Here is a 12,952-nt window from a genome sequence, read left to right on the forward strand (position 1 = left end):
TTCCTGTTACAGAATAATACAGTAACTTTAATAGTATGATCCCATGGACGGAAATACTGTTAAGGCTTTCGCTTGCCGCCCTGTTCGGCGGCATGATCGGTCTGGAGCGGGAACGCAAAGACTGGGCTGCTGGTCTGCGTACACATATGATGGTATGCGTAGGCGCCGCGCTCACGATGATGGTTTCCGCCTACGGCTTTGAAGATATCCTCGGCAGGCCCAACGTAGTACTGGACCCTTCCAGGGTGGCCGCGCAGGTGATCAGCGGCATTGGTTTCATCGGGGCAGGCACCATCCTCTTCCTGAAAGAAGGCGTCATCAGGGGCCTTACCACCGCAGCAGGGCTCTGGACGGTAGCGGCCATCGGACTGGCTACCGGCGGCGGGATGTATTTTGCCGCACTAACCGCCACCGTGATCGCCATTATTATCCTGTGGGCACTGCAACCCCTGGAAAAAAAATTTCTCTCCCGCTTTGAACATAAAAGCATTCGCATTGTCACCTTCGAAAGAAGTAAATCGGTAGAACTGATCAACAACCTTTTTCACAACAGCGCCCTCTCTATCATCGGTTGTAATATTGAACAAACAGACACGCTTTTTCTGTTGAGCATCCGCTTTAAAAATCTGGACAAGACCACATTTACTGCACTGATAGCCGAAATACAGGCCGACAGCGGAGTAAAGGAAATTTCCTGGAGCGCGTAAAAGCATAAAAAAAGCCCTGACAATTGTCAGGGCGGTAAATTACTTTACGTTACTTTACATGATCGAATCTTTTTTGTAAGAGCTATCTCTCTGATGTTTTTTCATGTCTTTTTTCATCTCCTTCATCTCCTTTTTTTCCTTCTTCATTTTACGGGCAGGATTAATAGTATCCCTCGTTCTGGGAGGAAAGGTATCCTGCAGGATTTCCTGGTACCCGGCCTGTTTCACCAGCTCATCCTGATTCATGGGATTAGCCTGTAGCGTACGGTCGGCGTTGCCCTGGAACAGAAAAAATACAAACAATACGATCATGAGTCCAATTGTAGCAGGAAGGTTCTTCATAAAATTCATTTTTTGTCTGTAGGTAGATGACCAATATCATGCTGGATTTTGTACCAATGGCACGGACAGGCATAAAATATTGAAAATGACCTGTTGTGGCCACCACTTCAAAATCTGTTTGCAGAGACCAACCAGGCCCACAGTGTGGATTTTGGCCGTCATTCAGGGGAAGGGGAGTGACAATGGCGGAGCTTCGAAAGCGCTGCCTGTGGTAAATCCGGCACTAAGGCACTGCATTTGTAGCACGTCCTGTATTATTCACCTCAAAATACAGGTTATGAAAAGTACAAGAAGTGAAAATACACATCAGAGCAAGCAGATGCCTTTGAGCAATATGCCCAAGCCGGAAATAAGGGACAACCTTGACAGCCGTAAAAACGAGGAACAGGATTTTAAAGGTTCAGATACCACGCACAACCGAAAGGCACACAAATCATCCAAACATAAACGATAAACTATGTTGAAGCATGTAATGTATTTGTTGGCCTGCAGCTGTCTGGCCGCCACTTTCACAGGCTGTAACCAATTGACGGAGCAAAAGGCTAATCAGCAGGACAAGGCCAACGACAGTACCAGGCCGCCAACACCTGCACCAACAGAAAACAGGGCCACTTTTAAACTGGATACTACCTTTAAAGATTATCGTTTCAGTGTGTCTACCCGCGGCGACGGTACGCTGCGTAACCTCTATGTTGGTATAGGCAACGTAAAGGATTCAACCCGTATGGACACCATCATTGAAAAAGACGTGAAAGGCAATATCGGCGGCGTGGCGGTAGCTGACCTCGATAAGGACGGGCAACCGGAGGTATACGTTTTTAATATTTCCACCGGCACCGGTCTCAACGGAAAAGTATACGGCCTTGTGGTCCAAAAGAAAGGAGCGATAAAAATCAATACTGGTGACATCGATAGCCTGAACGCAAAAGACTACCAGGGAAGAGATTCTTTTTATATTCAAAATAACGAACTGGTACGCACGTATCCGGCCTTCGGGGAAGGTCAGCCACAGGCCCTGACGACGGATAAAAGGAAGATCATCCGTTATCAGCTGGTAAAAATCGGTAACGGCTACACGCTGAAGAGCAAATCCTGATTTACGGATGGTGGGATTTTTTGATTTTGGAATTTTGGATTTAGCGAAATGATTAACATATAATCTTCGCTCCTACAAATCTCAAAATCAAAAAATCCCCAATCCGTAAATGTTATTTACCGGTGATAGAAGATGCTATGTTCGCTCCAGCGGGCATAAAAGTTTGCCAGCGCCTTCTCAAATTCGCGATAGTTCTTATTGGCCGGAAGTGTCCATCCGTCTTCTGCATAAGCCGCGAGGCGGGGATACACTTTTTCTTCCATGGACATTTCATCTGGTATCCATTCTCCCCACATCTGACATCCTGTGCCCAGAATTTTTTGATGGTATTTAGCGTCCAGCCCTGCGGGAATCGGGTCGAAGGCATATGCCTTTTCCAGTGATATCTGTTCGTAGTTGTAATCCAGGTACGTAGCGGCATGGTAGGAGTTGACCACATCGTATCCTTTTGATACCGCATCGGTGATCAGTTTAAGTTCGCCTTTCCAGAAATGTACGATCGTGCCGGGAGCCAGCTGCGTGGTGCCTACGTCTTTGGTATCGTTGTATTCATGCAGTTTGGCGCCCATGATCTCATTCCAGCCCATCATGCGGCGTTGTTTGCCGGCAAGGTAAGTGGAAATGTTATTGGTAAAATAGATCTGAAGATCTGCGGGAGTGGCCAGCTGATTGGCTTTCATATAGGCCTGTACGTTGGCATCGGTTTTCCACTGGTCGTATTTCACCTCATCGCCGCCAATATGGATCACTTTGGAAGGGAAGAGCTGCATCACTTCGTCCAGTACATCATGCAGGAACCCAACTACTTTTGGATCTGCCACATTGTATACATCGTAGTGCACGCCAAACTTTCCGGGTACTTTGATAGGCGTCTGTTGCGTGCCCAGCCAGGGATAGGAGGCAATGGCCGCAGCAGAGTGGCCGGGCATTTCTATTTCAGGAATAATGGTGATGTGACGGGCGGTGGCATAGGCAATAATATCGCGGATCTGGTCCTGCGTATAAAAACCATCATGCGGTTTACCGTCATAAACAGTGCTGTTCCAGCTGCCGGTCTGCGTAGAATCGCGGTGACTGCCTACTTTCGTCAGCAGGGGATATTTTTTGATCTCTATCCGCCAGCCCTGGTCATCGGTGAGGTGCCAGTGGAAGGTGTTCATTTTCAGTGCAGCCATTTCATCCAACAGCTTTTTAACAGCCGTTGCTCCTTTAAAGTGGCGCGCTTCGTCGAGCATAAAGGAACGCCAGCCAAAGCGGGGTTTGTCTTTTATTTCCACGGCGGAGATAGTGAAACCGTTGGTCTCGTTATAGCGGATAAGTTGTTGGAGGGACTGTACGCCATAAAATATTCCGGCGTTGGTGGCCGCGGTGATAGTGGCGCCGACAGGCGTAACTTTCAGGAGGTAGCCTTCCTTACCAAGGGAAGAGTCCAGCTTCGGATTGAGCGATAAACGGATATAGTTGTTTTGGGCGGCAGGTTGTAACGGAAGCTTCAGGCGGATACGGTTGTTAAATGCTTCCTGGAGGTATTTAGCCTCTCCGGTACTGGCGCCAGCTACGATGGCGGTCGTACCGGAGAGTTTGAAAATGCCGGTGGTAGCGGTTACCTGCGTGGGTTGCGGTATAAGGCGTTGTGCCTGCAACTTTTTGGCAGTCACGGCCAGCAACAGGCAGCTGCTGATGACCATGGATTGAAATCTGAGCATATATGTATTTTATTGTTCACAAATCTAACGAACGATAAAATACAAAAAAAATCTCATGTTTAAATGCTTCAGGCCACTTCTACCTTTTGCCGGGACACGGCGATATCGGTGATCGCTTCGGAATAGAATACCGGTGGTACATGGCCAAGGGGCATCAGGCACTCATCGGTTTCTTTATCCGGGTTTCTGGACCAGCGTTGCCGCATTTTGGTTTTATCTACAAAATAGAGGGTGCCCAGTTTGTAGCGGAAACCTTCTTCCTTATAAATGCTGCTCATTTCCACGATCACTTCCAGCTGGTTTTCATCATCTGTTTTGTGGTAGGCATATACATATTTGCCTTCAGCGCCTTCACTGAGCTTCCAGCCTTTCTGCTCCATATGTTTATTGAGCAGCGTGCTTTCGAGGGCAATGTCCTCAAAGTCATGCACCAGCGTAGTATCGGCCTGTTGCGGCGGGATAGCCGCCACGGGCCTGTCCAGTTGCGGGAACACGGCTTCGATGCCATCTTCGGCAAAACGCTGTTTCCATTGGGCGATTGCTTCGTTGCTGAGGTACAGCGGATGCAGCACCCGGATGGAGGCGCCGGCGGGAATGGTGACCAGCCGGCCGTGAAGATCAGTCAGGCTACGGTCGTTGCGGCACTGGAAACCGGTGATCAGCTGGTCCTGTGCGTCATATAAAGCCCAGAGTAACCGGGTGGCATATACGAACATGACCGGGTGATGGAGAAAACACTGTTGCCATTGTGCCGGTTCCCATTTGCGTTGCACCACCAGGAAATGTTCGAGCCTGGCGGTTTGCTGCTTCACGGTTTCGGCGATGGCTTTGCCCAGTTGTTTGATCCTTTCTTTGGTTTCAGCCGTAATGGCGACCGGAATGAATTTAAGTTTCCGTTGCCTGTTATTGATCGCAGCGAGTTTAAACTGCTGATCGATATACAAATAATAGGTATCGCCTTTCACATCAAAGGGCAGGAGCATGTCTTTAAAGCCAAAATCAGGAACGATACGGTCGCCCAGTTCGTGCATGCTGATGCCCAGTTCGGCAGCAACCTGTTGCATGCCGGCTAACGCTGCCGCCCCTACGTTGGCCTTACGGACGCGGTATTTGCGGGACAGGAATTCTACGGTATGCAGTGCCTGTTTGCTGCCATGCATGGCCAGCGCGCCAACGCCGTGTTCTGCCATGCGTAGCCTTTTTTCACCGATCCATTGGTAGATGGCCTGTTCGAGGGTGAGGGCCATCCGGTCGTCGCCGGTGAGGCCGGCCAGCGCCAGCAGATATTTCGCTTTGGCGTCGCCATTGCGGGACAGGTACAACTGGAAAAGGTGCATGGAGAAGTCGCCGCTGGTGGTGCGGTCTATCAGGCGCAACAACGGCCTGGCTTCCATGTCAACCGTCATCTCCTCTATGCGCGACATGCGGTATAGAAGAAAACGTTTCATGTCCAGCGTAAGGGCTTCGCCGTTGAGCAGATATAAAGGTGGTAACACCGTGTCGTCCAGCCACTTTTCGAGCGGTCGGTTGAGTTTGTGCCGTTTTTTGGCGAAGGCCACCAACTGTTGTGCGGTAGTAGTGTCGTCTTCTCCTGCGAAGGTATGGCCCAATGTTTCCAGCATCAGGTCGCGTGCGTCGTCGTTGATTTCCTGCTGGAGTGCCTGTTGCAGCAGCTGTCTGGCTTCGGGCATGTCCAGCCTGCAGAGTATCTGTACGGCGGTAAGTCGCTGTTCCGCTTTCTTATGCTGTAACAGCAGGCCTGCGCGTTCGAGCGCCTGCGGATGTTCTGCCAGTATAACGGCAACGAGCATACGCACCGATTTCAGTTTATGCAGGGTGAAGTCCCATAACCTTTCAGCATACAATGATGCGTCCAGCCGGGTGAGCAGCGGGAAAATATGTTTGGCTTCGTAATCGTTGTCAATGGCTTTGAGCAACAGGGGAACGGCCTGGTTGCCCAGTTCCTGTTGTATCAGCTGAAATGCTTCCGGATGCAGGTATTTTCTTTCGTCCAGATGGGTGTCGAGATAAAGAATGGCCTGTTGCCTTTCCTGACGGAGCAGCTGGCCTACGGCGATCACATCGGGCGCTGGCAGCGAGGAAGCGCTCCCCATGGCGATCTGCTGCTGGCGGAACGCCTGGCCGGTAATGCTGCTGTTGTATTCCTGCAGGTATGCATAAGCGGCTTTCAGCAGCCGTGGTTGATATGCTTCCGGTTGATATTGGGCCAGCAGGTAATAACCACACAGTTGTGCGGTATAGTCAGGCAATGTGGCCAGATGGGCCACGGCTTTTTCTATCAGCGGCAGATATTTGTCAGTATTGAGCTGCAACAGTACCCGCGACAGCTCTACGTTGACAAATCCTTTGTCCGGCTGGGCGAGGATATACTCGAGGTACTCCGTTTCGCGTTCCGGATGTCCTTTGGAGAGGAGCCGGAAAAAGAGGGAGTTCCAGCCTTGTTGTTTCCAGGTGCGGAGGTAGGCATCAACAGTTGGCCATTCCGCGCTTTTGATCAGGTCCTGGAGGAATTTTCGCAGTGGTGTGAATTTCAGTGGCGCCAGGTCAAAGTTGTGGCCGTCGCCTGAATAGATGATCAGGATAGAACCGATGTCTTCAGTGCTGCAGCCTCTTTGTTGCAGGTAGCTGGTAAAGTAACTGAAGCGCATAACGATGGCGGATGCGGAACCAGGTGTGTCCAGCATCGGCACAACATGTTGAAGAAACCTGTCCCGGCACTGCTGCCAGACGAGGGGATCTGCGAGCAGTTGTAATACCAGCCGGTCATTGTCGTCCCACTGGTCGGGCAGTTTCAGCAGCTGTACAAAAACGCCCATTTCGCGGGCGACCGTTGCATCAGTGCATACAGGCGGGTGAATGGTTTGCCCGGTAAGGAAAGCTACCCCATCCTGCAGCTGCGCGTAATGGCTGCTGTCTTCATAAAGCTGTTGCTGTCGTTCGATAAAAGGTAGTATAGTTTCCTTAGTATATGGCATAAGGCTTAAATAGGTTCTTTATTTTTTCAGGACGATATCCTCGCGGGCAGCCCACTGGGAGATGTCCTGTTTGCTCAGCGCCGTGGCCATCATATCCGGGAATTTGTCTGGCGTGCAGGCAAATACCGGTATACCCAGACCGGCAAGGAACTGTGCATTTTCATGATCATATGAGGGTGCGCCTTCGTCGTTGAGGGCCAGTAATACCACCACCTGTACGCCACTGGCGGCCAGGTCGGTAAAGCGTTTACGCATGCCGGTTTCATCGCCGCCTTCAAACAGGTCGGTGATCACTACCAGCACGGTATCTGCCGGCCTGGTGATCAGCTGCTGGCAATATTGCAGGGCCAGGTGAATATCGGTGCCACCGCCCAGCTGTACGCCAAACAGCAGTTCCACAGGGTCCTGCAGTTCTTCTGTCAGATCAGCGACAGCGGTATCAAATACCACCATCTTCGTTTGTACGGCAGGGATAGAGGCCATCACTGCGCCGAAGATGCCGGAATACACGACGGAGGCGCCCATGGAACCGCTTTGGTCCAGGCATAGCACCACATCTTTCAGTGATGACCTTCTGCGGCCATAACCGATCAGTGTTTCCGGTATCACTGTTTTGTAATCCGGTTGATAATGTTGTAAGTTTTTTCGGATGGTCAGGTCCCAGTTGATTTCCTGATGGCGGGGCCGCCGGTTGCGGACGCTTCTGTTCAGGCTGCCGGTAATGGCCTGTTGCATGGGTTGCGACAGTTTTTTGAGCAGTTCGTCTACCACCTTTTTTACGACCTGTCTGGCGGTGTCTTTGGTTTTCTCCGGTATCACGCGGCTGAGCGTCATCAGGGTGGCTACCAGGTGTACATCTGGCTCCACGTTTTGCAGCATTTCTTTTTCCAGCAGCATGGAGGTGAGGTCCAGTCGTTTGAGGGCGTCTTTTTGCATCACCTGTACTACGGAAGAGGGGAAATAGCTGCGGATATCGCCCAGCCAGCGGCTGACGTTGGGGGATGAGCCACCCAGTCCGCCTTTGCGGTTGCTGTCGTAAAGGGCTTCCAGCGTTTTGTCTACCTGAAGGTCGTTTTTGTCGAGGGTAAATGCTGTACCGTCATTATTATCGCCTCCCAGGATCAGTCGCCACCGTCGTAAATTTTCTTCCATTTATTCTGCCTGGTTTTCAGGGTGAAAAAATCCCAACATCTGCATTACCACCGGGATGCCGAGGGCAGCCCGTGTATCGTCGATGCCGCTGGCCACGGTGGTTTGCACCGGACCGCTACCGGTCCCTGTTCTCACTTTTTCCCCCAGTTTTTTCCTTTCCGGGGCGGTAAAGTTAGAAAAGGTGCGGCGTAATAACGGCAATATCTGCATGAAAATATCATTTTCCAGCTGTCCTACCCAACTGCACACCATATTCCAGAGGGTATCGTCCAGCAGCAGGAGGGTACCGCTGCCTTTGAGGAAGCCTTCCAGCCAGGCTGCCGCCACCGCTGGCGCATTGGCTACGGACATGGCTATACTGAAACGGCTGAAAAGGGTTTCGCTGTCCAGTATTTTAAAGTCAAACAACAGGCGGGAGGCGTACCCGGCTATCACCGGGGCCGGCTGGCTGTTGGCGGAAATAGCCTGTAATGTGCCTGTCCACGCGCCGGTCAGGTCCGGGTGTTGCAGCAGGTTAATGGCGTCGTTCATGGCCTGGAACTGTTGCAACAGTTCCAGTGCGGCATCTTCTCCTACGGAAGTGCAGGCGGCCGGTAAACTGATGCATACCCTGCTGATCATGCTCTCCACGATGTTCATCACCAGGTCTGCATCTGTTTTGCGCACGTTGCCATAACGGGTGATGTCCACCAGCGAAGGCACTACTTCCAGCAGTTGCAGTACGTCGCCGGCAGCGGCGGCGAGGTTGTTGATGCGCAGTATCAGCGCGTCCACCACTTTGGGCAGTTCCGCCGGCAGTGCGGATTCCAGCATCCGGCATACTTCCCGGAGGGTGGCTGTTTTGCCGGATACGTCCAGCACATATTGGGTCACGGCTTCCAGGACGGTATTGCCCCAACTGCCTTTTTCAATGATGTCTACTGAAAACGAGGGGTCCCATTGCAGGCGCCACTGTTCTTTAAAGGTGCCTTTACCGGAGGTCTCCTGCCGCTGGCCCCAGCGGACGCCCAGCAGTTCCAGCCGGTGCAGGAAGATACTGCGTTCCAGGTCTGTGTCTTTACGGAGGTCCAGTATATAATCCTTGAAGTCCGCCGTCTGTGGCAGCCGCAGTTTTTTCTGCTGCCGCTCAATGTCGGCTTGCAGCGGTGGTTTGGGAATATCCGAAGGTACCTGTCCGATGCGGTTGCTCACGATCAGTTCGTCCCGTATCAGCTGCATCAGCACATCTTCGCCGTTGCACAAGATGCTGAGGGTGGCTTCGTTGAGCTCTTCGAGGCCCGGACGGGAATACTGCCGCAGGGATGCCAGCGCATTGGCCAGCCTTACCGCTTCCAGCACATGGGCCACGGAAGTGTCTTTCTGCTGTTCGCGGAACAGTTTGGCCACCAGCGCCATCCAGCGGGTGCCGTCGTCTGACGGGTGGTCCCATACATGCTGGTACCATCCGGGAGAAGGCACGCCGGCGCCGTAACCGCTTTCATAACTCAAACGGCTATATGTCCATGGTATCCAGGTACAGTCTATTTTTACTTTAGGCAGCCCTTTCAGCAGGTCGTTATCTGCTTTCCGGGTGGGCATGTTTTTCAGGGCGGGCGCATGCCAGGCGCCGCATATCACGGCTATGCGGGTGAACATTTCTTTTTCAGCCTGACGGACCATATTGCGCATCCAGGCTTCGCGCAGCTTTTCCATGCGGCTGTCGCGGGAAGGCAGTTCTTCCCGCAGCGCTTCCATGGCGTCGCTTACGGCATCAAACACCTGGTCGTCCGCCTGCCGGTATTCAAACATATGTTCCCACCATCTTTCGCCGTCGTCATACCCTGCGGCTTCTGCGAGGTAGGCGATGGGGTCGTGACGGAAGGTGGCCGGGCTGAGGTGTTCGGTAGGAAAGTCTTCGTCTTCTTCGTCAGCTACGGCAATGAGGTCGCCGGTTTCTCCGGGAAGGGAAGTGAATTTGGCAGCGGCCAGTTCCGGCGCAGGGCTGTCCGTTTCCGGCGCCTGTGCAACTTCCTGTTTCCGGAGCGCGGCTTCGGCAGCGGCCTGTTTTTCTTTTTCGAGGGCAAATACATGCGTCAGTGGCAGGTCCATGAACCGCACGGGAATATGTTGCCGTTGGGCATAACCGATCGCCTGCCATTCGGGGGAGTATTCAGCAAACGGGTAAAAGCAGGAATGCTGCGGATTATCGGGTTGGTACACCAGTATGGCCACTGGTGGTTTCAACGCTTCATGGCTGGCCCACGGGAGGATGCTGTCAGCTTCCGGCGGGCCTTCCACCAGCACAATGTCGGGTTGCAGCGCCTCCAGGAAATTTTTGACGTTCCTGGCGGAGCCGGGCCCATGGTGCCGGATTCCAAGTATATGAACAGACATGATTACACAGTTAGGTTATTGCAAATCGCGGCAGGCGCGATATACATCTTTCCACTCATCGCGGGTTTTCACAACAGTTTCCAGGTATTCCTGCCATACCAGTTTATCCTGCACCGGGTCTTTCACCACTGCGCCGATAATGCCGGCAGCCAGGTCAGCTGCTGTCAGCCGTCCGTCGCCGAAATAGGCGGCGAGGGTCAGGCCGCTGTTCACAACAGAGATGGCTTCTGCGGTGCTGAGCGTGCCGCCGGGGGACTTGATTTTTGTTTTGCCGTCTTCCGTGACACCGTTGCGCAGCTCGCGGAAGATGGTCACGATGCGGCGTATTTCTTCCAGTGCCGGTTTTTCCGCCGGCAGTTCCATTACTTTCTCAAAACTTTCCACCCTTCTTTTTACGATGTCGATCTCTTCTTCCATAGTGCCGGGCACGGGCAGTATCACGGTATTGAAGCGGCGTTTCAGTGCGCTGGACAATTCATTGACGCCTTTGTCGCGGTTGTTGGCGGTGGCGATCACATTGAAGCCTTTGGCCGCCTGTACTTCAGTGTTCAGCTCGGGTATAGGCAGTGTTTTTTCTGAAAGGATGGTGATCAGCGTGTCCTGTACGTCTGCACCGATACGGGTCAGTTCTTCAATACGGGCGATCTTGCCTTCCTGCATGGCGCGCATTACGGGCGTTTCCACCAGCGCCTGACGGGAAGGGCCTTCGGCCAGCAGGCGGGCATAGTTCCAGCCGTAACGGATGCTTTCTTCACTGGTACCGGCAGTACCTTGCACGATACGGGTGGAGTCACCGCTGACAGCGGCGGCCAGGTGTTCGCTCACCCAGCTTTTGGCGGTGCCGGGCAGGCCGTACAGCAGCAGGGCGCGGTCTGTCGCCAGGGTGGCCACGGCTATCTCCATCAGTCTTTTGCTGCCAATGTATTTAGGGCTCACCTCAAATCCGTTTTTCAGCTTGCCGCCGATGAGGTAGGTGACTACCGCCTGTGGCGACAACAGCCAGTTGTGCGGCCGTTTGCCGCTGTCCTGCTTTTTCAGCTCTTCCAGTTCGGTGGCGTACAGGGCCTCTGCGTGTTGGCGTAAGGTGTCAGACATGGTATATAATAATTTAGCTGTTTTTTGTGAATGATTGTTGTATAAATGTTTTGATCTGTAATAGTCCTACCAGGTGCATGGAAATGGATTTCCAGTAGGTCTGGTAATTTTCGTTCTCCGTAGAGATCCCGTCCAGCGCAGATTTTATGGAAGAGGGGATGAGCGTGATAAAATCGCCCATGGTGCGTTGTGAATAGGTGTATGGGTTTTTTGCACAGAACCGGAATATCTTCATGGCCAGTTCTTCGCTCCATACCTGCTGCAGCTGTCCTACGTAATTCATCACCAGGCTGCTGTGCGCATCAAAGTGTTGCAGGATATAGGTGTCCTGCTGATCGGGCGGCAGCAGCGGCAACAGGGTCATATGGAAGGTATCACTGTGCTGTACAAACGAAAGCGCACGTTTTTTATCCGCAAACCAGCTGATAGCCTGTGCCAGCGCCGGAGCAAAGGGTTTGAGCGCTTTCTCGTGATGGAAGAGGTCTGTCACTTCTTCAAAGGACGCCTTAAAATGTTCCTCCCACATTCGTGGATGTACCAGCGCTATTAATTGAGACAGGATGTATTCATCGTCCGATATGCGTGCGTTGTTGCTGAGTTTATCGATACCGGTTTTGAAGATCTCTGCATCCGGAGGAATGGCCGGTGTTACCACTATTTTCCCTTTTGGACCTATGCGGATGGAGCTTTCCAGCAGTTGCCAGTATTGTTCATGCAGACTGCTACCGGGAATTTTTTTCAGCAGTGTGAGGGCTGCCTCTTTTACCTGTTTGCTTTTTTCCTGTTGCAGTGTTTCCAGCCAGGGTGCGTCGTCCATGCTGATACCGGTAGCGAGGGCAGTTAACAGTTCGGCTTTTACCGCGGCGCTTTCTTTGGGCCAGGTGGCTTGCAGCAGTGACCGTGCTTCGGCCGGTTGTTCCCCGCGGATGCGGGTGAGGGCTTCCAGGCGCTGTGCTGTGGTGCCGTTTTCCCACATTTCTTCCGTAGTGTCTGCAACTACGGAGAAGTTCCATTCGCGGTTGAACTGTGCCAGCCATTCACCGCGTTTGCCGCAACAGGCTGCCGCCAGGTTGCGCAGCGATTTGTGGCGGCTGGCACTTTCCAGGATGCGTGGCAGGTATTCGGGCGGGAGCACCTGGTTGTTGCGCATGCACAGTTCCAGCCATAGGTAGAGCAGCGGTATATTTTCGCTGTCGAGCGTATGGTGGAGGGACTGGATAGCGGTAGCGCCGCAATAGGGTTTTGTTTCCGGTGCGCACGCCGTCATGGTAGATGGCCCGCCGGTTACGGACATAGCGCCGCTTTGGCGGTAGTTGAGCACCAGTGAGGCCAGTTGCAGGAACTGTTCTTCCCGGTCTGTCCCACGGGAGGCCAGCACTGTTCCTGCTGCCGCCTGTAAAGGGGCGGGGAGGCTGCCGGTGTCCAGCTGCTTTTTGGCGGTGCCCAACAGGGCTATATTAATAATGTCGTTCCAGGACTGCATCG

General features: G+C 52.7%; 10 protein-coding genes. 3 read left to right on the forward strand and 7 right to left on the reverse strand.

Going from position 1 to position 12,952, the window contains the following annotated elements; all coding sequences use genetic code 11:
* Positions 1 to 35: 35 nt before the first annotated feature.
* Positions 36 to 707 carry an MgtC/SapB family protein gene (locus tag HGH92_RS29990; protein WP_168874543.1) on the forward strand — a complete coding sequence of 224 codons (672 nt, stop codon included), beginning with the start codon at positions 36 to 38 and terminating at the stop codon, positions 705 to 707.
* A gap of 54 nt (positions 708 to 761) precedes the next feature.
* Here the strand turns inward: HGH92_RS29990 and HGH92_RS29995 are convergent, their stop codons facing one another.
* Positions 762 to 1,049 carry a hypothetical protein gene (locus HGH92_RS29995; protein WP_168874544.1) on the reverse strand — a complete coding sequence of 96 codons (288 nt, stop codon included), beginning with the start codon at positions 1,047 to 1,049 and terminating at the stop codon, positions 762 to 764.
* 277 nt (positions 1,050 to 1,326) lie between these two features.
* Here HGH92_RS29995 and HGH92_RS30000 point away from each other — a divergent pair, with 277 nt between their 5' ends.
* Both HGH92_RS30000 and HGH92_RS30005 read left to right on the forward strand, forming a co-directional pair.
* Positions 1,327 to 1,503 carry a hypothetical protein gene (locus tag HGH92_RS30000; RefSeq protein ID WP_168874445.1) on the forward strand — a complete coding sequence of 59 codons (177 nt, stop codon included), beginning with the start codon at positions 1,327 to 1,329 and terminating at the stop codon, positions 1,501 to 1,503.
* A 3-nt stretch (positions 1,504 to 1,506) separates the two neighbouring features.
* Positions 1,507 to 2,145, forward strand: a complete 639-nt coding sequence (locus tag HGH92_RS30005; protein WP_168874545.1) for a hypothetical protein — start codon at positions 1,507 to 1,509, stop codon at positions 2,143 to 2,145.
* Positions 2,146 to 2,261: 116 nt separating this feature from the next.
* On the opposite strand, the gene HGH92_RS30010 is transcribed toward HGH92_RS30005, so the two are convergent.
* The 6 genes from HGH92_RS30010 to HGH92_RS30035 all read right to left on the reverse strand — a co-directional run bounded on the left by HGH92_RS30010 (position 2,262) and on the right by HGH92_RS30035 (position 12,950).
* On the reverse strand, positions 2,262 to 3,851 hold the full coding sequence (locus HGH92_RS30010; protein ID WP_168874546.1) for a beta-N-acetylhexosaminidase: 1,590 nt from the start codon (positions 3,849 to 3,851) through the stop codon (positions 2,262 to 2,264).
* Positions 3,852 to 3,919: 68 nt separating this feature from the next.
* The gene (locus HGH92_RS30015) at positions 3,920 to 6,847 is read right to left on the reverse strand and encodes a DUF4132 domain-containing protein (RefSeq protein ID WP_168874547.1); all 2,928 of its coding nucleotides are present in this window, start codon (positions 6,845 to 6,847) and stop codon (positions 3,920 to 3,922) included.
* Positions 6,848 to 6,865: 18 nt separating this feature from the next.
* The gene (locus tag HGH92_RS30020) at positions 6,866 to 7,999 is read right to left on the reverse strand and encodes a VWA domain-containing protein (protein WP_168874548.1); all 1,134 of its coding nucleotides are present in this window, start codon (positions 7,997 to 7,999) and stop codon (positions 6,866 to 6,868) included.
* Positions 8,000 to 10,372: a DUF5682 family protein gene (locus HGH92_RS30025; protein ID WP_168874549.1), complete on the reverse strand. Its 2,373-nt coding sequence runs from the start codon at positions 10,370 to 10,372 to the stop codon at positions 8,000 to 8,002.
* Positions 10,373 to 10,387: 15 nt separating this feature from the next.
* Positions 10,388 to 11,467, reverse strand: a complete 1,080-nt coding sequence (locus tag HGH92_RS30030; RefSeq protein ID WP_168874550.1) for an ATP-binding protein — start codon at positions 11,465 to 11,467, stop codon at positions 10,388 to 10,390.
* A 13-nt stretch (positions 11,468 to 11,480) separates the two neighbouring features.
* The gene (locus HGH92_RS30035; protein ID WP_168874551.1) at positions 11,481 to 12,950 is read right to left on the reverse strand and encodes a DUF5691 domain-containing protein; all 1,470 of its coding nucleotides are present in this window, start codon (positions 12,948 to 12,950) and stop codon (positions 11,481 to 11,483) included.
* Positions 12,951 to 12,952: the final 2 nt, after the last annotated feature.

The sequence above is a fragment of the Chitinophaga varians genome (assembly GCF_012641275.1).
In the GTDB taxonomy this organism is placed as follows: domain Bacteria; phylum Bacteroidota; class Bacteroidia; order Chitinophagales; family Chitinophagaceae; genus Chitinophaga; species Chitinophaga varians_A.